Below are 20133 nucleotides of genomic sequence, written 5' to 3'. Positions count from 1 at the left end.
AGTAATGTCAAGAATCAAGAAAAATGGTCGGTCTAATATCATGAAGTGTTGACAAAAAAAAGGGAGAGCTATGTTGTTAACTCTCCTCTATTATCAGGGTGCATCTACTACCATAAATATAGCATTAGTTTTCAAGAGCGATTCATCATCTATTTGACTAAAATTGATAAATCGGTTTACTAATAACAAATGTACTTATCTAGAATTAACATGGATTAATTGCAATAATTGCGAAATAGTCATCATTTCAGGAAGAAAAAACTTTAAATTAAAAACCACTGTCTTGATTTAAAATATTTCAACCCTCAAGCGTAAAAAAATATAAATCACTCTTTTTTCCTTTGTGATTTAATTTGCCTGAAAATTAAAGAACGCCCCAGGGGACGCTCTTTAGTTATTTGGCTAAAACAGAAACGTTAGTAAGTTTCAACGTGCCACCGATGTTCTTTTTTCATCTGTTTGACGAAATCAGACCATTCAATGCCATTGCTTTTAGCGATCTCGCCTAATGCTTCTTCGATACCGTCTTCCATGCCTTTGAGTCCACACATATAGGTATGGGTTTTAGGACTTTGCATCATATCCCATAACTCTTGTGCGTGTTCGGCGACGCGGTGTTGAATATACATCCGTCCACCTTCAGCATTTTGTTGTTCACGACTGATAGCATAGGTGAGACGGAAATTGTCTGGATATTCAGCCTCTATTTGTTCCAAATCTTCTTTGTAGAGAATATTAGCGGTATAAGGAATTCCGAAAATCAGCCAAGCCAAGCCTTTAAACTTATAATCTTCGTGTTGTTCTTTAAACATCCGCCACAAATAAGCACGGAAGGGGGCAATTCCAGTTCCTGTTGCTAACATGATGATGGTTGCATCTTCATCAGGCGGCAGTAACATTTCTTTACCGACAGGCCCTGTGATAGCGACATCGCCACCAACTTCTAAATTACAGAGAAAAGTCGAACAAACACCGTAGACGGTTTCCCCAGATTCGGGATGCTTGTATTCTAGCTGACGGACGCACAGTGAAACGGTTTGATCATCAAGTTTATCACCATGACGAGTCGAAGCAATAGAATATAATCTAAGCTTTTGCGGTTTGCCGTTGGCATCGGTTCCTGGTGGAACAATGCCGATACTTTGTCCTTCTATATAGTGCAGATCTCCACCAGAAAGGTCAAAAGTGAGGTGTTGAACAATACCGAGTCCACCCTCTGCAACTAAAGAATAGTTTTCAATACATTTGCCAATAAAAGGTTTATTGGGACGGTAGATATTTACTGGAATATCCGTATTTTTGGCTTTCGCTTGTGTCATAACTTTACCGTTTGTTTTTTCCGTACTTTGCGGTTGTGCAGAAGTTGACAAGGGTTTGGCAGGCGATGATGTAGCTGTCTCTTGTGAAGGAGCATCACCATTTAAAGGTTTGATACTGACGATTTGACCCCCCATTCGGATAATGCGACGCATTTCCTGATTCATTCGACGATAAGGAACAGTAAAGAATACGCTACCACTTCGACGAATTGGGCTTGTTGAATCGTTTTCCCCATTCTGACTTAGCCCCACCACTTCATAGACAAATAGACGGTTTTCTGCTGCACCAGTACTGTACATATTTTAATAACTCCCAACGACAGTCAAAATTATTGCCACATAAGTTTAGCCTACCATTGGTAGATCTGGTACGGGGCAGTCGGGAAGGAATTCGATTGAAAAACCGTCATTCTTGATTGCTATGTCCTTTCCAAGGTAAAAAATTTTTTCGACAAAAACTGTTAAAATTGCATCAGTTTTATTTTTTCTTTACTAAAAGACGCATAAAACCTTAGCATAGTAACAAACCAAAGATTATCTCAACTGAGTCTTAAGCTTGTAAGGGATATGGGCTTCTGGTATGATTTACAGGTAGTGTGAGCGTGTTTTATACTCATTTACACTAAGCTTAAGTCAATATTCCACCAGAACAATCTAAAATCTTAATGAAGATAGATGACCTAAAAAGCTTGGAAATCGGTGTGCTTAAATCGTAAGGGTTAACAATCAGTTTGGCATTAGAGGGAAGCTATGACCACTCAGCAAGACCGCGTGGTTCTTATTGGTGTCGCCGGTGATTCCGGTTGCGGTAAATCAACTTTTTTACGTCGATTAACAGATTTATTTGGATCTGAGTTTATGACAGTTATCTGTCTAGATGACTATCATTGTCTCGATCGTTATCAAAGAAAAGAACAAAAAGTTACAGCGCTCGATCCTAGAGCAAATAACTTTGACCTAATGGCAGAGCAAATCAAAGCTCTAAAAGAAGGTCAATCGATTATGAAACCAATTTATAATCATGAAACAGGGTTGCTCGACCCTCCAGAAAGAATCGAGCCTAACAAGGTTATCGTGATTGAAGGTTTACATCCTTTATATGATGAGCGTGTTCGTTCTTTAATAGATTTTAGTGTTTATCTAGATATTTCTGAAGAAGTCAAAATTAACTGGAAAATTCAAAGAGATATGGCAGAAAGAGGACATACTTATGATGATGTCATCGCTGCGATTAATTCTAGAAAACCTGACTTTACGGCTTATATTGAGCCACAAAAACAATATGCTGACGTTGTTCTTCAAGTCTTACCCACAAAATTGATTGAAGATAATGAAAGCAAAATTTTACGAGTACGCTTAGTTCAAAAAGATGGTGTGGAAAATTTTGAACCCGCTTATCTGTTTGACGAAGGATCTACCATTGATTGGCGGCCTTGTGGACGTAAGCTAACTTGTGCTTTTCCTGGTATTAAGTTATATTATGGCCCTGATAATTTCTTGGGTAATGAAGTTTCACTGCTTGAACTTGATGGTCAATTCGATAATCTTGAAGAAATGATTTATATCGAAAGCCATCTGAGCAAAATTGGAACTAAATACTATGGAGAAATGACGGAATTATTGCTCAAACATAAGGATTACCCCGGTTCTAATAATGGTACTGGCTTATTCCAAGTTTTAGTCGGCCTAAAGATGAGAGAAACCTACGAAAAATTGATCGCACCGATTAAAGAAACAGCTAATGTTTAGTAATTAGCTATAATTTACAGATTTGTAGGGGTTTGGTTGCCAAACCCTTATTTTTTTATTAAATAGAATTAAAGTAAATCTTGCATCGAGGCTTTTGATGTACACACCGCAAACTAAATCAAATCTTTACGAAACAGATTTTTATGCTTGGACACAAAAGCAAGTTTTTTTACTCCGTACTTATCAATGAAGTCAACTATATTTAACAAATCTTATTGAGGAAATCGAAGCTTTGGGAAAGCAGCAACCTCAAGAACTGCGAAATAGACCAAGGATCTTACTCGCTCATTTGTTGAAATGGGAATATCAACCACAATATCGGAGTCGGAGTTGGTTAGCAATGATTCGTGTACAACGTCGGGATATAGTACGATTACTTGAAGATAATCCTAGTCTTAAACCGTATTTAGATGAAGCGGTCAAAGAAGCTTATGAAAATGCTAAAGATTTAGCAATGGGAGAAACAAACCTACCTTTAATAATATTTCCCCTTGAATGTTCTTACAATTTAGCCGAAATTTTTGATAATTACTTTTATCCTGGTGAACCTAGTGAGTTAAACGAGTGACAAATACGCTATTTTTCCAGAAATCTTGGAGTAAATGGGGTGGATGATGAATCGATTTCTTTTGCAATACACTACGAATTTTCCAACTGATAAAACCAACTAACCAGAGAAAATCAGCTACAATAGCATACCACCAACCATGATTTTTAATAAAATAACGTCGTCTAGAATTAAACCAATATTGGGGAAGACGCTTCGGTATGGTATTGGGTTGATCAACGCCTGAACTTTGTCCAACTAGATGAATGACTCGACTTTCGGGAACATACCAACAACTCCACCCCATGCGTTTTGCTTGTAAACAAAAATCGACCTCTTCATAATACATAAAATACTCTTCATCCATCAAACCTACTGATTCAAACACTTCTCGACGAACTAAAAAACTAGCACCCGATACCCAATCAATTTGACACTGAGATGTCGGAATGGCGGGCGCAACAACCCATTTAGATAATAATTTAGTCACAACACCAAGCTGTAATCCTCGATCTAATTCGCTCCAAATGCTATGGAAACGGAACGCGGAATGTTGAACCTCCCCATCAGGGGATTCTAAGCGACTTCCTGCAATCCCTACTTGTGGATGCTGATTCATAAAATCAACTAAACTTTTGATAGCACCCGAAAGTACGATCGTATCTGGATTAAGCAAGAGAAAATAAACAGGAGGTGAACTAGATTTAAGAATCGGGCGAATTGCCAAATTATTCCCAAAAGCAAAACCACCATTATGATTTGAGGCAATCACCGACACCCAATTGCTCCAATTTTGAGTAGAAATCGCTTCTTGAATTTGTTCTACTGAGCGATCGCCACTATCATTATCAACGACAATTACTTGTGTTTCGGGTAAAGACTGGATTTCTTGAACTAGAGAGTTTAAACAGTCGATCGTCAGTTGAGGCGTGCGATAGTTGACGATAATAATTAATATTGAAGAAGTCGGATCTAAAGAATTTTGGGGCAACATATAAAGATAGACAAAACACAGAACAATATTAATACTAAAAGTTCTGAGAGTAAATCATATGATGCAAGAAACAGAAATTGGTATCGTTGTTATTGGACGCAATGAAGGTGAACGACTTCGCCGTTGTCTAGTATCGGTTTTAGACAAAGCAACCAACATTATTTATGTCGATTCGGGTTCAACGGATGATAGTGTCGAAATGGCTAAATCTTTATCTGCTCATGTGGTTGAACTGGATCTCTCAATTCCTTTTACGGCAGCGCGGGCTAGAAATGCGGGTGTGACACGTCTACTTCAGGTTAATCCCAATGTTGAATATGTTCAATTTGTGGATGGAGACTGCGAAATCGTTTCAGGATGGCTAGAAGCAGCCCAACAAGAACTTAAATTACGTCCTGATGCTGCGATTGTTTGTGGACGGTTGCGGGAACGTTTTCCCGAATATTCTCTCTATAATCGTTTGTGCGATCTCGAGTGGAATACTCCCATAGGTGAAATGAAAACTTGTGGTGGAATTATCATGATGCGTGTTGTTGCTTTACAACAAGTCGGAGGGTTTAACCCAGAATTGATCGCAGGTGAAGAACCTGAACTCTGTGTAAGATTACGTTACTCAGGTTGGACAATCTGGCGTATTAAGGAGGAAATGGCTTATCATGACGCGCAAATGCTCCATTTTCGTCAGTGGTGGACACGGAGCATTAGAGGGGGTTATGCTTATGCTGAGGGTGCATGGTTACACGGGAAACCGCCTGAGTATCATTGGGTTAGAGAAAACCTAAGTATCGGATTTTGGGGGCTGATTTTTCCGCTATTTGTTTTGTTATTGGCGATGTCTACTCACGGTTGGGCTTTAACCTTGTTCGGGATTTATCTTTTATTGATTTATCGAATTTATCGAGGGAAGAAAAAAGAAGGATTAAATCACCAAGATGCTTTTTTCTATGGTTTATTTTGTGTTCTTAGTAAATTTCCTCAAGTTTATGGTCAACTTAAATTCTATTTAGGTCGTTTAATTGCAAGGAAATCAGGTTTAATTGAGTATAGAGCTTAAATTTCTTCCTGACCCAATGCTTTCGTTATTTTGATGACAAACGTTTAAAATGTAAAGAAAATTGCTTGATTAAAAAAGGAATATATGAGAGTTTGGCTTGTTACTTGTTTAATCTTGTTTACTTTAGTGCAATTTTATGAATGGGCAAAAGGATTTATCTTACCTTTACCGATTTATGTTTTAGCAGGTGCCTTTTTATCGCTTGCTTCAAATTATAGTAAAATTCCCTCCTTACCTAACCAAACGATGATAGATGACCAATCCACTAAGATTCAAGAGTAACTAATGATATTCGTCAATAAATTGGCGAGTATTCTAAATTGAACAATTTCCCAATCTTGCCAATGATAGGGGGTGTGACAATGATGAATACAGAGTAAACCCCAGACGGAAGCTTGAGAGAATAGAGGTATTCGTAAAATGGCGCGTGTTTGTAATTGTACGAGAGAAGTGATTGCTTTTTCTGGAAGATGACAGGCTAACAAATCAGCGATCGCCAGAAGGGTTTCGGGTGACTCGTACTTGTTTAGTCCGAGATTAGGCAGCGATAATTCTTGTGTCGAGAGAATATCTTTTTTTGTCACTTCGAGTCGGGTTGTTCCATTGAAGGAATAGAAAATTACACGATCCGCTTGAGCAATGTTGCGAGTTTGGGTCAGAATTGTTTCTAAAGAGAGATCGGATAATTGAAAAGATTGGGTAATTTGCTCAAAAAGTTGTGTCCACTGCTCTTGTTTTTGTAATCTATCCTGTAGACTTTCGAGTTGTTGCAAAGCTTGATTGGTTGCTAAAAGACGTTTAACTCGTTGTGCTAATACTGCCCAGTGAATCGGTTTTGTGATATAGTCAACAGCCCCTGCGGTAAAGGCTTGAGCAATAGAATCTTGATCATCAAGTGCAGTAATCATCAGAATGGGTATTTGTTCGCCGTTGTCATTTTTTCGCAGTTCCTCGCAACAAGTAAACCCATCCATTTCGGGCATGACGGCATCTAGTAAGATCATATTCGGATGATAGCGATGATATTCAATCAGACATTGTTGACCATCTTTTGCTTCAATCACACGATACCCCTCTTCCTCCATCGCGACTCTTAAAAGTGTGCGTGTTGCGCGATCGTCATCGACAATTAGAATTAAGGGAATATCAGTCGCCGTGTCTTTCGTTTTCATGAGTTGAGATTAACTAAGTCTTCAGATAGATTGAATCTTCGCTAGTTGTAGCTTAAGAGCCTTGCAGACTTGATTATACTCAGTTTCTAAAACTAAAAATTTTTCGTTAACTCCAATGAGGTTTTCTGAACGTGCAATTGTTTCAATTTCCTGACATAAAGAGGCGAAAGATATTGCCCCTAATTGTAGACTAGACGAGCGAAGGGCGTGAATCGCTTGCCAAAGAGTAGCAGAATCATTTTGGCGAATTGAAGTAGCGATAACTTCTAGACGTAAAGCAGAATCTTCGATATAGTGATTGATCAACTCACTCAACAGTTTTGGAGCGCGTTTACCTGCCATTGCTTGTAGAGAATCAAGGATTTTTTGATCTAAAAGCGATTTTTCGGCAGTTAGGCGGGGGATTTGACTTAAAATACGGCGTAAATCTTCTAAACGGACAGGTTTCGCCAAATAATCATCCATACCTACTTCTAAACATTTTTCTCGATCGCCTTGCATCGCGTCAGCAGTCATAGCGATAATTTTGGGACGATTTTCGGCTTGATAGTCTTGCTGAAGACGAGCAGTTGTAGTTAAGCCATCCATTTCGGGCATTCTAACATCCATCAAAATCACATCATAGGTTTGACGATACAAGGCTTGTAAGACTTCTAATCCATTACTCACTACATCCGCTAAATAGCCTAATTTTTCTAATTGTAATCGGATCACTTCTTGATTAACGGTGACATCTTCGGCGACTAAAATGCGTAGCGGGTGGCTTTCTCCTAAACTCAAACGTTTTTGATTTCCTACAGATTGCGTGATTTTAATCGGTCTTTCTGTCAAAATCCGTACTAAAACTTCAAAAAGCTGTGCTTGTTGGATGGGTTTGGTTAAAATTGCGGAAAATTTAAGTTTTTCGACTTGTTTAGATTCGGGTTTCCCGAGAGAACTGAGCATAACGATCGGAAGATCTTGATAATTGGCTTTTTGCCGAATTTCTTGCGCCAAGGTTAAGCCATTCATTTGAGGCATATTCATGTCGAGTATCGCTACATCAAAGCTGACACCGCGTTCTAGCCATTCTAAAGCGCGATAGCCCGATTCTACGGCACAGGTAAACATTCCCCAAGATTGAGCTTGTAGGGTCAAAATTTTCTGATTGGTAAGATTGTCATCAATAATTAATAATCGTTTACCTCCTAAAGTTTCTTCGGCGTTCTGAGAATTAGCAGGAGAAGAACTGGGCGCGGCTTTAGCAATGACTGTACAGTAGAAAGTTGAGCCTTTCCCTTCAACGCTATGAACCCACATTTTACCGCCCATCATTTCGGTAAGACGTTTACTAATGGCTAATCCTAATCCCGTTCCGCCATATTTACGAGAGGTAGATGCGTCAATCTGGCTAAAGGATTGAAATAAACGATCCATGCGATTTGTGGGTATGCCAATTCCTGTATCTTTAACAGCAAAACGAATTTCATACAATTCGGAGTCATTCTCTAAATTTTCTGGATTTAGTTTAGCGGTGGCGTTGACATAAACCACGACTTCACCAGATTCAGTGAATTTGACGGCATTACTTAATAAATTGACCAGAATTTGGCGTAAACGGGTGACATCACCAACGATCGCGGTTGGAGTTTGCGGTTCAATTAGATAAGCGAGTTCTAATTTTTTTTCTGAGGCTTGAGGAACAAATAAACGCAAAGCCTCTTCTATACAAAGACCTAATTCAAAGGGTTGTTCTTCTAGTTCTAATTTACTGGCTTCAATTTTGGCAAAGTCGAGAATATTATTAATCATGGTCAACAGGTTTTCGCTACTGCTACGAATAATGCTGACAAATTCTCTTTGTTGGCTATTTAGTTTAGTATCAATGAGTAAACCCGTCATACCTGTCACAGCATTAAGAGGAGTTCGTAATTCATGACCAATCATGGCTAAAAAGCGACTTCTAGCTAAGTTTTCGGCTTGTTCTTGGAAATTGCTTGATGGGAGTGCATTAACAGATTGATTGATTTGCTGTTGTTGAAGGGAAAGTTGCGTCACTACCGATTGTAAATTAGATTCTAATTGACCAAAAGGATTATATTCATCTTCTAAAATCGGTTGAGTTAGATAAGATTTACTGGTTTTATACGTCCATTGAGCCAAATTTTGTAAGGGGGCATAAATTTCACGGTAGAAAATAATAAATAAAATAATGCCTAAACTCGTGCTAACCAAAAGAGATTTGAAAATGATGATTTGCATTTCGTTAAAAATTTCTCTTTTTCTAGGTTCAACCGAATAACCTAGACGAATTTCGCCGATATATCGTTGAGTATTGATGATGGGTCTACGGAATTCGCGGATTTTGCGATTCATTTTTAGAGCGTTGACGATGCCAAGTACATCTAGATTTTGATAATCTTGGTCTTGAAATGTAATGTTAAAATACCCAGGGTTTAGAAAACTACTTAATACTTTACCTTGATTGTCAATGACGATCGTATAAACCAAATTAGCGTCAGCACTCGTTTGTCGCAAGAGCCGAGTATAAGCCAAATCCTCGAATTTTAAATCTGATTCTTGGGTGATGGCACTCAAGAAATTCCCGACTTCTTCTACTCTTTGTTCTAAATTAGTAATTCTTTGTGTATAATCCCAGCCTGCTTGTATCGTTCCAAGGACAATTTGGCTTCCTACTAATAAAATACTGGTCAGTCCTAAGTAGCGAAAGGCCAGATTACTGCTCAGTTGATATAGTTTAGTTTTCTTATTCTTCATATTTTTGGCGTGCGGGTTAGGGGATGTGTCCTCCTAGCTTTACAAAAGAAAAGCTAATTTTACTTAATACTTTGAGTGAGTAGTATCATATTAAACCTAATTATGTATACATTGCCTTGACAGGTGATAAATTTTGATTAAACAAATCTTAGCCTTAGAAGATTTTAAATTACTTACCCAAATGAAGCAAAGCAATTTTACTATATTTTTCGTGCCTTTTCTAAAAAATCCAGACAAGAACTTCAACAATCTTTTAGGCGAGACGCTAGTAGATTGTTAGTGGCTTGTAAACTAACTTAATATAGAGTTTGAGTCAAAACGTATTTTAAAGCTATGATTTAGCGCACACCTAAACTGTGTTTTAGGTCTTGGATTAAAAATAATTTAAAATTACAATTGAATCGTCAACTATTGATTCTTGATTCAATTTCACTCAAGCACAACGTTTAGGTAAATACAACTTATGGCTAAACGCTCTCTCAAATCTACGCCACTCGGTATTATTAAGGCTAAGGAGGCATTTGACAATAAAGGCTGGACTCAAGAAGATTTAGCCTCAGAAGTCAATTTATCGAGCCGTCAATCTATTTGGAAGTTTTTTACGGGTCGTCCGATTGAACGTTACTTATATAAAGAAATTTGTTTTAAACTTGATCTCAACTGGGAAGAAATAGCGGATTTACCAGACGAACAGCGTTTAGCTTTACTGATGTTGGCTAAAGAAACTGTAAATGCGAATGCTGGTCTTGAAAGTTTGGTCAAGTTTTACGCTCTCAACTCAAAGAGCAAATTCTAGCTCAATGTAATATATTGCAATCGGCTTTTGATTTAACTCAACCGCTTTTAGAGCAAATTTATGTACTGATTAATATCTTACCTCAACCCAGTAATCAAAGATGGTTAGAAATCTCCGATTTACAAGATATTCAATCGGCTTTTTTTCGTCCTAATTTAGCTTCAAATAATCAAGAATCGCTCCCCTGTATAGAAATGATTAGTCAACACGATAAAATGATCATTTTGGGTAAGCCAGGAGCAGGGAAAACAACTTTTTTACAATACTTAGCTTTACAATGTATTCAAGAACTCTATAAAGCTGAATTAGTTCCGATTTTTATTCAATTGAGAAGCCTTGATCTAGACATAGCTGAGGGACAAGAATGGAGTTTAGTTAAGTATTTAGTCCAGCTTGGTCATCGTTATACTTTAAGCCAAGAACAAATAATGATTTTAATTGAACAGGGAAAATTTTTATTGTTACTTGATGGTTTTGATGAATTGAGCGATTCTGAAAACGAGTTTATTTTTAAAGAAATTAGTCAGTTTGCCAAAAGTTATTATAAGAATGTCATTTTTTTAACCAGTAGAAGTGGCATTCAAAAATATCATTTTCAAGGATTTAATTATGTAGAAATTTCTGATTTTAATGCAGAACAAATTAAAGAGTTTTCTCAAAAATGGTTTGTGGCTACTGCAACAAATAAAGCAGAAGGATTAATCAAAGCAGAACAGTTTATTGAGCAGTTAGAAAAAGCGAATAATCAACCGATTCGAGATTTAGGCGTTACTCCTATTTTACTGAATTTAATTTGTTCAGTATTTAAAGAAAAAGCTAGTTTTCCGACTAAAAGAGCTAAACTTTATCAAGCGGGTTTAGATATTCTTTTAAAAAAATGGGATCAAGCAAGAGGAATTCAACGAGATCAGATTTATCGTTATCTTTCTTTAGCTGACAAAATTAAGTTACTTAGTCAGATTGCCGCTACTACTTTTGAACAAAATAATTATTTCTTTGAAAGTAGCGATATTTTATATTTAATTGAAGACTACTTAAAAACTTTACCAAATGTTAAAAGTGATTCTGAAACGCTATGGCTTAATAGTGAAGCAGTTTTAAAAGCAATTGAATTTCAGCATGGATTATTAGTAGAAAGAGCTAAAGATATTTATTCATTTTCTCATTTAACTTTTCAAGAATATCTAACGGCTAGAAAAATTGTAGCTAATCATGCGCCTCATATTTTACAGCAAGAGCTATCGAATTTAGTATCTCATACTCATGAGCTTCGTTGGCGAGAAGTAATTTTACTCACCGTCAGTATGCTATCTAATGCTGATTTTATGCTGCAAGAAATGCGACGACAAATAGATGTTTTAGTAGAACAAGACAAGACTTTACAAGAATTTTTAACCATTATTGCAGAAAAAGTGAAATTGCTCCAAACTCCTTATCGTGCTTCTGCGGTACGAGCTTTTTATTTTACTTTATTTCAGAATCGTGATTACAATTTAGCTGTCTCATTAGATGTGAGGTTTGCAAGTTTAGATAATCTACCAGAAGCTATTAATTTAGATTTAACTTTAGTTCGTGCTTTAACCGATAGTTTAACTCTTCTCAAAAGCTCGGAGTTAAATATGAAAAAGTTTTTAAACTTTTATTTTTCTTTAGATATTGAAAAAAAATTTGTTTTAGATCCTATTTTTAATCAAGCACTACAAAGTTTAAAAAGTGAACTTCCTAATTTAGAAAATAAAAAAGAAATTCAAGTTTGGCTACAAAACAATGGACAAGAATGGGTCGAAAAATTACGCAATTTTTTGTGGCAATATCGTCAGCTTGGCTATGATTTAAACTTATCTACTTCTCAACAACAACAATGGCAACAATATTATCGAGCAAATCAGTTTTTAGTAGAGTGTCTTCAAAGTGATTGTCAAATGACTAATGATGTTCGTGAATTAATCGAAGATTCTTTATTGTTGCCTTCGCCAACTCAATAATTATTATTTTTCTTCTAAGAATTACCACTACCTAAGATAAATAAGCTGATTAATGTTCCACTATTCCATAGACTGTGTAAAAGCATCGAAGATAATAAATTTTTAGAGCGAGTATAGACAAATCCAAGAACGATACCTAATGTAGCTAGAGGTAGCACTTCAGATAAATTAAGATGTGCTAAAGCAAAAATTAAGCTACTGACTACAATTGCACCCCATACAGGTAAATATCGAGTTAAAGAAGGCAGCAAAAAGCCTCTAAAAATGACTTCTTCAAAGAAAGGTGCTGCTACAGATGCGGTGATGAAAAAGATAATCAGAGCGATTTTATCTTGTGATTCTAAGGCTAATAATAATAATGGGTTACTACCTCCTAAACCATGCCAAATTTGTTGATTAACTAAAGAGATAATAACGACTAATGGAAAAGCGACAAAATACCCCCCTAAACCCCATAAAATCCAATTACTGAACACATTCAGTTTAAACCAATTTTTGGGTAAAGGGAAAAAAGGTTTAATCGAAAAATATAAAACGAGAATACCCGTAATTGCCATTGTTAAATAGCTAATTAGCACATAAACAGCTTTGTAACGTAAATCTAAACTAGCAACACTTAATTTAAATGAACTTCCAATAATTCCAAAAGCAACGGGTAAAATAATTTGTCCAATTAAGAAAAAACCAGCAATTAAAACGCTCCAAATCACCTCCCAATCCCAAGGTGTTTCCCAAGCTAAATCATTATTAACTGCTAAGATTGCTGATTTTCCTTGCAGAAATCGCTGAGTAATAAGTATTACCAGAATACCAATTCCTAATAAACCACTAATAATCGGTATTCCTCCGACTAAAGCAAGTTTAATTATTGCTTGATTGGCGATTTGTGCATCTTGATTTTGTAAACTTAATAACTCAGTTTTGCGATTTTCGATTTGATAAAGTTGTTTTAAAGCTTGATTGCGAAACCATCCTTTTAGATTCGTTTGAATTACTGTCTCGCTATTGTCTAACACTTGCAGGGGTTGATTCCATAATGCTTTTAAAACTGTAGCTGTTTCGATAATATTAGATTTAATCGTTTTATTATCTGATGTTTTAATGAGATTATCCCAAATGTTAATTGCTTCTACTGTATTTCCTTGTTTAGCTTCAATTATTCCCAAGCTAACATCAACTTTTTTTAAGAAAACTTTGTCCTGATTGATTTGTTTTTCGAGTTCCTGTTGCTCTGAATTTACATTTAATTTAGTTTTATTTAGTAGATGATCGCTTCTATCTGTTTTAAGTGAGTTGCTCGAAATTTTAATATTTTCTTGAGTGAGATTTTTGACTTCTTGATATTGACTTTTTGCTGTAGCGTAAGGATTCGCTCCTAATAAAACATTTTGGGCTGAACCTAAATCTCCTGTACCTTCGGATAATTCGGCTGCTTGTAAAATTAAGTTAGTTTGATAAAGTTGTAAATTAGATTGTACTTGAGGCTGATTGACACTACTCACTAAAGCTAATATGACGGGGAATAGTGAAATAATGGTGACGATAACAATCAGTATTTTTTTAATGGTCATGTATAGATGAATAGAACTCTCTTTTTATCATACTAAGCTTTTTATAAAAAAGAAAGTTATCTATTTTAGATTAAGTTTTTTATCAGACTTTAGAAAAATCATTATCAATAATTTGTCGAACATCCAGCATAATTTTAGAAAAGTTTGTGGAGGTAAAAATGGGAACATGAATAAATAAAACTTGACGTGTTGAAGACGTATTTTGTAAATGGCTTAAAACTTGGTAATATAAACCCTCACAAACAAATTGTCCCGCATCATGACTAATACTGGTATAAGAGAGTTGATTCACTAATTGCGATAAATTGACAGTCGTAAAAATTTTTTGATTATTGCCTCTTGCATTTGATTCTAGCGTAAGATGGTAGCGACGTTCTGCCATGCCACAACAAATAATCAATTCTGGATTAAGTTGTTCAATTGCTTTAATAACTCTTTCGCTGGCTCTCGGAATCTCGACGGGTAACTGTCGTACAAAATGCCAATTTTGCTCCAATAAAGTTTTTTTTTGTAGTTGAATCAACAGATCATCAGAAGCGTTAGATAATTGATGGGATAGCCAAGTATCAAAAGAGGTTAAAAGAATTTTTGTACTCATTTTAAGCGAATTAAAAAAATTCTTGGGCAAATTTTAAGTACAATAAGAGTAAGCTTTTATTATACCAACTGCTTTCAATGTCGATTATTGCTGTCATAGATTATGATATGGGAAATTTACATTCTGCTTGTAAAGGAATTCAACAAGCAGGTGGCACACCCAAAATTACAGACTCCCCACGAGAAATAGCTTTAGCTGATGCAGTAATTTTACCTGGCGTTGGTTCTTTTGATCCTGCGATACAACAAATTAGAGCGCGTCATCTCGAAAAACCGATTCAAGATGCGATCGCAAGTGGTAAACCTTTTTTAGGGATTTGTCTGGGTTTACAAATTCTTTTTGATGGTTCAGAAGAAGGCACAGAAGCGGGTTTAGGAATTATATCAGGCATGGTACGCCGTTTTCGTTCTGAACCGAATGTAACGATTCCTCATATGGGTTGGAATCAACTTAACATGACTCAACCCTCATTACCCTTGTGGCAAGAGTTACCCCATAATCCCTATGTTTATTTCGTACACTCGTACTATGTTGAACCGAGTGATCCGAGTGTGAATGCAGCAATGGTGACACACGGATCACAAACGGTAACCGCAGCGATCGCACGTGATAATATAGTGGCTGTACAATTTCACCCCGAAAAATCAGCCGCTAGTGGTTTAAAAATTCTGTCTAATTTTGTTAGTCAGATTCGAGAAAAAGTCGCTGTCTAGTAAGTAATTAGGGTTTTTGTGTACCATCTGGCATCGTTGCACCACTCAAATCAGCATCTTGTAAGTTAACATCTTGTAGATTCGCTGACAATCATTGTTTTATTGAACGATGGGGGGATATGTTTTTGTGGATCGACTAACACCTCTAACAGTGAAGAAGCAATTATTTTCACTTCTTGGGGGGTTAAAGCAGGAACTTGAGCTAAAGAGGGTGCGTTGATATATTCTTGTACTAAACAAAAACCCTGATCTACTTCAAATGAATCAAGATAGCGAGGAATATTTTCGCAATAGAAAGAGCGTAAAACTTTAATTTTGATTTGATAAGTTTGATAATTACTCCAACTGGTTTCAGGTTGAGTAAACTGGTAATGTTTAATCACTACAAATTGCTGAGTCAAACGATGATGAGCAAGATAAGTTACTCTACAACCTGCTTTGTTTTTGCCTAAAATTTTTTGTATCTGATAATGATGGTGAAAACAATCAGGATATTGATTCATCGAGTTTTAAGAGCGCGATCCCTCCTCTTTTCTTAGGGTATCTATCAGAACTCAAAAAATTATAGATTAAGTTTTATTCATCAATCACTGCATTACGATCGAGTAATAAAAGGTTTCGCAGTTGATCGGTATCTAATTCAGTGAGCCAATTTTCACCCGCATCAACTGTTTGTTCGGCTAACTGTTTTTTGCTTTCAATCATGTCATTTATTTTTTCTTCTAGTGTACCAGTACAGACAAATTTGTGTACCTGAACATTACGTTTTTGTCCAATGCGAAACGCTCGATCTGTTGCTTGATTTTCTACCGCAGGATTCCACCAACGATCAATATGAAAAACATGATTAGCACGGGTTAAGTTTAAACCAGTTCCACCTGCTTTTAATGATAGGATAAATAAGGGTGGCCCGTTGGGATCATTTTGAAAGCGATCAATCATTTCTTGTCGTTGTTTCTGGGGAATTTGTCCGTATAAAAAGAGAACTTCTCTACCTAATGTTTGAGATAAATAAGCTTGCATCAGTTTGCCCCATTCCGAAAACTGAGTAAAAATAAGAGCGCGATCGCCTTCTGTTAATAATTCTTCTAACATCTCTACTAGACGTAAAAGTTTCCCCGATCTTTGGGCTGAATTTACGTGATCTTCTTTTAAAAAGTGCGACGGATGATTACAAATTTGTTTGAGTTTTACGAGAAGACTTAGAATTAAACCTCGTCGTTGGATTCCCGATTTTTCTTCTATTTCTAATAAGGAGCGATCCACAAGGGTTTGATATAAGTTCGCTTGTTCTTCAGATAACCCACAAAAGACATTCATTTCCTGTTTTTCGGGTAAATCTTGAATAATTTCTTGATCGGTTTTGAGACGACGTAAAATAAAAGGACGTACCAGCGATCGTAATGTTTTAAGTGATTCGCGATCGCCATATTTTTCAATCGGAATAGCAAACCGACGCTGAAAAAAGGATTGATTTCCTAAAAAACCTGGATTTAAAAAATCTAAAATTGACCAAAGTTCAGCTAAACGATTTTCGACGGGAGTTCCTGTTAAAGCAATCTTAAAATCGGCTTTTATATTGCGTACTGCTTGTGCTTGTTTAGCTTGCGGATTTTTTATATTTTGTGCTTCATCTAAAACAATTCCTTGCCATTCAACTTGGGCTAATGTTTCAGCATCACGATAAACTAAAGGATAGCTGGTAATGACTAAAGTTTTGTCTTGAATTTCTCTAGCAAAAGCTTTTCCTTTTTTGCGTTGATTTCCTTGATGAATAATCGTTGAAAGTGTTGGCGCAAATTTATGTACTTCCCTTTCCCAGTTATTGACTACAGAAGTTGGACAAACAACTAAAGTCGGTTTAACTAACATTTCCTCAGCTTTTAAATTGAGTAAAAATCCGATTAGCTGAGGCGTTTTACCTAATCCCATGTCGTCCGCTAGACACGCCCCCAAACCCCATTTTTCAAGAAACGCCAGCCAACCTACACCTCTAGCTTGATAGGGTCGCAATTCTCCTTTAAAACCTGCTGGTTTTTCAATCGGTTCAATCGATTGATTATCCATTAAATTGTTAATTAAACTTTTTAAAACTCCTGATGCTTCAAAATTAACGACGGGTAATTTAGCAATCACATTACTATCACCCATACTCATGCGCAAAGCATCTTCTACTGATAAATTAATCGTTTCGTAGGTTTGATTTAAAATTTCTTGTGCCGCTTTAACATCTGTTGGCTGTAACATTAACCATTGCTCATCAACTTTAACAATTGGTGAACGTTGTTGCAGTAATTTTTCCAAATCTTGACGAGAAATCACTTCATCACCCGCCATGACTTTTAAGTTATAATTCAATAAACTTTTTAAGCTTAAACGTTCGCCTTTTTTGGGAGTAACTTCGGCTTCGATTTTAATCCCTAGACGTTGTTCGCTATTTCCTAAAGCTAATCCTGGTGGTAAGATAACACCTAAGCCATTATCTTGTAGTTGCCAAGCAATTGATTTAATAAATTGATAAACTTGAATCGGATCAACTTCGCATTTAGTCGGTTGACTTTCTAATAAGCTTTTTGCAATAGGTTCATAAAGACGTGATGCTAAACCCAACCCTTTAAGTAAGGTTTCTTGCGGTTGGTTCACCTCTCTACCGCTAAAGTTAAAAGTATCGCTGTTATTTTGCCAAATTAAATTAGAATCTAGGAGAAACTCGGACTTATCTAAAGCTTGTAAATAATAATTTAACTTCCAGTTAGCATCCCCATAGTTAATAATCTCAGGTGGGGGGGGTTCTAGTACAAAACAAACTCTAAACTGATTTTGTCCTAACTGTTGATTATCGGGTGTTACTAAATAATCTTGAATGGGTAAAGTCCAGTTATCTAGAGCATGATTTAATCTTTTAATATAATTTTCTGGAACTTGAATTTGTGCGGAATTTTGAGTCAGTGATTGTAGCCAAGGTAAAACTTCTAAGTTTTTTGGCAATTGGGACGGAATTTCTATATTTTTACGGATTTTAGCATCTAAAATATTCCTTAAAAAACTTAAGAGAATTTCTTGAGCATCCTGTAATTGTTCTAAAGAATAGGCTAGACAACTCGATGGCATCCGTGAAGTCAATTTAGCTAAACGAGCCTGAGCAATTGTACTATCTAATAAAGGATACCAAGAACTGCTTAGATTTTCTTCGGTTTGAGTTAAACCACCGGGTAAATATTTTCCTCTGGCTAATAAATCTAAAATCCATCGATAGACATGACTCCAAAACCGTAAATCATCCCCTAAATATGGAATTTCTCCTAATGGAACTTTAGCCAAAAAATCAACGGTTTCTGATGGATTTAATACTCTTCCAACAACTTGCCAAGGTTGTAGAACAAAAGCAGTTTTACTAAATGCTTCTTCCCCTAACTGACTCGATAATAAGGGTAGAGTATATTTTTTTCGAGACGGTTTATAACTTGGTAAAGTAACATTAACAATTTTTTCGCTTCCTAACTTTTGGACATCGAATGATTGTAATTGTAAAAATGATAGCAATTCTGGTGTTGTTAAATTAAAAGGATGCTCAGGGTTAGATTCAATCTTAAGCGTTTCTGTGTCTACAGTGCGCCAGATTTCTCCCCAAATGAAAAAAGAATGATTTTCAATCCAACTACCGTGTAGAGTAGACATTCTGTGTAATAAAATCCTTAATGACTTTCGGCTCTAAATGAATAAATCGCTAAAACTTTTGGGTACTCTTCTAATAGAAACCTGAAGAAAGCTGTTGATTGGGCAATTGAGCAGCAATAGCATTCATCCCCAACTAATAGGGAATTGAGTAACTATCCTGTATTGTAGTTGACCTTTTCCTTTTTCTCAAGGTTCAGTAACGGTAGCAATATAAGTCTAAATTATGAAGCTAATCTTAATCACCTCTCTTGCAATTTTGATGCCCTTTAGTTTAGGAATGGCAGCACAAGCAGAAAATCTAGAACATTTGAATCAACTTCTTTCTACTAAACAATGTCCAAAATGTGACTTAAGTGGTTCGGGTTTAGTGATGGCAAACCTCGCGGGGGCAGATCTCAGTGGGGCGAATTTGAGTGGGGCTAACTTGAGTCAAGCGAATTTAAGTGGGGCGAATTTGAGTGGGGCTAACCTCAATGGCGCATCTTTACACGGGGCGAATTTAAGTGGGGCTAACTTCACGGGTGCGGTATTTAATGGTACAGATTTAAGAAATACTTATCTCGTCAATGCAAATTTAACAGGAGTTAACATCAGTACTTCCTATTTTCGCGGGGCTACAGGAATTCCCATTAGTGCAGGAACACCCGATAGCTTTTATGCCTGGGGACTTTTGGAAGCCAAATCAGGAAATCATCGTGTTGCTGTTGAGAATTATAATAAAGCTTTGACAATTAATCAAGATTATGCACCTGCATTTTTAGCCCGTGGTATTTCCTACTATCGCATGGGTAATGAGTCACAAGCCGAAAGGGATGCTCAAATGGCGGCGTTATTATTTGAAGAACAGCAAAACGCACCAGGGTTAAAAGCGTCGGATGACTTTTTACAAGGAATGGTGGCGATGCGAGAGGCATTAAAACCCGATGAAGGAGTCAGCAGAATGGATCAGATAGTGCAGTCGGTTGGCGGTATCTTGATTCAGTTGGCACAATTCGCCTTTTTTGCTCTGTAATGGGTTTTGGAACTCTAGATTCAGATCAAAAATGATGTAGGGATTTGGTAACCCAACCTTTTACAGTTATCAGTAACCAGTAATTAGTAATCAGTATGAGGTTGATTTAACTGTTTTACTGTTTATTGTCTCAAATCCCTACGATTTATTAAAAGAGCATAATTTAAACGAATACGATCGCAATTTGT

The 20133-nt window shown here is 36.5% G+C and carries 16 protein-coding genes and 1 pseudogene; 8 read left to right on the top strand and 9 right to left on the bottom strand.

All coding sequences use genetic code 11. From position 1 onward, the window contains the following. Positions 1-416: 416 nt before the first annotated feature. Positions 417-1619 (bottom strand): ferredoxin--NADP reductase, encoded by a 1203-nt coding sequence (petH, locus tag CFPU101_RS12220; protein ID WP_206815615.1) that lies wholly within the window; start codon positions 1617-1619, stop codon positions 417-419. Between the two features lie 450 nt (positions 1620-2069). Between petH and CFPU101_RS12215 the strand changes: the two genes are divergently transcribed. Then, positions 2070-3068, top strand: coding sequence for a phosphoribulokinase (locus CFPU101_RS12215; protein WP_206815614.1), 999 nt, complete (start codon positions 2070-2072; stop codon positions 3066-3068). Between the two features lie 205 nt (positions 3069-3273). Continuing rightward, positions 3274-3636 (top strand): annotated as a pseudogene (locus CFPU101_RS12210) (DUF29 domain-containing protein); the annotation flags it as partial. Here CFPU101_RS12210 and CFPU101_RS12205 read toward each other — a convergent pair. Further along, positions 3617-4609 carry a glycosyltransferase family 2 protein gene (locus tag CFPU101_RS12205; protein WP_206815613.1) on the bottom strand — a complete coding sequence of 331 codons (993 nt, stop codon included), beginning with the start codon at positions 4607-4609 and terminating at the stop codon, positions 3617-3619. The pseudogene CFPU101_RS12210 and the gene CFPU101_RS12205 overlap by 20 nt on opposite strands. Before the next feature lie 58 nt (positions 4610-4667). On the opposite strand from CFPU101_RS12205, the gene CFPU101_RS12200 reads away from it, so the two are divergent. After that, positions 4668-5663 carry a glycosyltransferase family 2 protein gene (locus tag CFPU101_RS12200; RefSeq protein ID WP_206815612.1) on the top strand — a complete coding sequence of 332 codons (996 nt, stop codon included), beginning with the start codon at positions 4668-4670 and terminating at the stop codon, positions 5661-5663. A gap of 84 nt (positions 5664-5747) precedes the next feature. Next, complete coding sequence (locus CFPU101_RS12195) at positions 5748-5945, top strand: hypothetical protein (RefSeq protein ID WP_206815611.1); 198 nt, start codon at positions 5748-5750, stop codon at positions 5943-5945. Here CFPU101_RS12195 and CFPU101_RS12190 read toward each other — a convergent pair. Both CFPU101_RS12190 and CFPU101_RS12185 read right to left on the bottom strand, forming a co-directional pair. Continuing rightward, positions 5936-6835, bottom strand: a complete 900-nt coding sequence (locus CFPU101_RS12190; RefSeq protein WP_206815610.1) for a response regulator — start codon at positions 6833-6835, stop codon at positions 5936-5938. The genes CFPU101_RS12195 and CFPU101_RS12190 overlap by 10 nt on opposite strands. 21 nt (positions 6836-6856) lie before the next feature. Next, positions 6857-9592 carry a response regulator gene (locus tag CFPU101_RS12185; protein ID WP_206815609.1) on the bottom strand — a complete coding sequence of 912 codons (2736 nt, stop codon included), beginning with the start codon at positions 9590-9592 and terminating at the stop codon, positions 6857-6859. 463 nt (positions 9593-10055) lie between these two features. Here CFPU101_RS12185 and CFPU101_RS25600 point away from each other — a divergent pair, with 463 nt between their 5' ends. Both CFPU101_RS25600 and CFPU101_RS12180 read left to right on the top strand, forming a co-directional pair. Next, complete coding sequence (locus CFPU101_RS25600; RefSeq protein WP_242577911.1) at positions 10056-10388, top strand: hypothetical protein; 333 nt, start codon at positions 10056-10058, stop codon at positions 10386-10388. Positions 10389-10402: 14 nt separating this feature from the next. Next, the gene (locus tag CFPU101_RS12180) at positions 10403-12373 is read left to right on the top strand and encodes an NACHT domain-containing NTPase (protein WP_242577909.1); all 1971 of its coding nucleotides are present in this window, start codon (positions 10403-10405) and stop codon (positions 12371-12373) included. 14 nt (positions 12374-12387) lie between these two features. Here CFPU101_RS12180 and CFPU101_RS12175 read toward each other — a convergent pair whose 3' ends face one another. After that, positions 12388-13944, bottom strand: coding sequence for a CPBP family intramembrane glutamic endopeptidase (locus CFPU101_RS12175; protein WP_206815608.1), 1557 nt, complete (start codon positions 13942-13944; stop codon positions 12388-12390). Positions 13945-14026: 82 nt separating this feature from the next. Further along, positions 14027-14542: a peptidase C15 gene (locus CFPU101_RS12170; RefSeq protein ID WP_206815607.1), complete on the bottom strand. Its 516-nt coding sequence runs from the start codon at positions 14540-14542 to the stop codon at positions 14027-14029. 77 nt (positions 14543-14619) lie between these two features. On the opposite strand from CFPU101_RS12170, the gene hisH reads away from it, so the two are divergent. Then, the gene (gene hisH, locus CFPU101_RS12165) at positions 14620-15255 is read left to right on the top strand and encodes an imidazole glycerol phosphate synthase subunit HisH (RefSeq protein ID WP_206815606.1); all 636 of its coding nucleotides are present in this window, start codon (positions 14620-14622) and stop codon (positions 15253-15255) included. A gap of 7 nt (positions 15256-15262) precedes the next feature. Here the strand turns inward: hisH and CFPU101_RS26275 are convergent, their stop codons facing one another. The 3 genes from CFPU101_RS26275 to CFPU101_RS12150 all read right to left on the bottom strand — a co-directional run bounded on the left by CFPU101_RS26275 (position 15263) and on the right by CFPU101_RS12150 (position 18933). Further along, the gene (locus CFPU101_RS26275; RefSeq protein WP_206815652.1) at positions 15263-15346 is read right to left on the bottom strand and encodes a pentapeptide repeat-containing protein; all 84 of its coding nucleotides are present in this window, start codon (positions 15344-15346) and stop codon (positions 15263-15265) included. Next, complete coding sequence (locus CFPU101_RS12155; protein ID WP_206815605.1) at positions 15321-15758, bottom strand: protein kinase family protein; 438 nt, start codon at positions 15756-15758, stop codon at positions 15321-15323. Before CFPU101_RS12155 ends, CFPU101_RS26275 begins: the two co-directional genes overlap by 26 nt. A 73-nt stretch (positions 15759-15831) precedes the next feature. Beyond that, positions 15832-18933: a DEAD/DEAH box helicase gene (locus tag CFPU101_RS12150; RefSeq protein WP_206815604.1), complete on the bottom strand. Its 3102-nt coding sequence runs from the start codon at positions 18931-18933 to the stop codon at positions 15832-15834. A 223-nt stretch (positions 18934-19156) separates the two neighbouring features. Between CFPU101_RS12150 and CFPU101_RS12145 the strand changes: the two genes are divergently transcribed. After that, positions 19157-19945, top strand: a complete 789-nt coding sequence (locus CFPU101_RS12145) for a pentapeptide repeat-containing protein (RefSeq protein ID WP_374191950.1) — start codon at positions 19157-19159, stop codon at positions 19943-19945. Positions 19946-20133 lie beyond the last annotated feature (188 nt).

The sequence above is a fragment of the Chroococcus sp. FPU101 genome, from assembly GCF_017312365.1.
GTDB lineage: Bacteria > Cyanobacteriota > Cyanobacteriia > Cyanobacteriales > Microcystaceae > Chroococcus.
The sequence above is the reverse complement of the archived record's forward strand: the minus strand, read 5'-3'. Positions and strand labels throughout refer to the sequence as shown.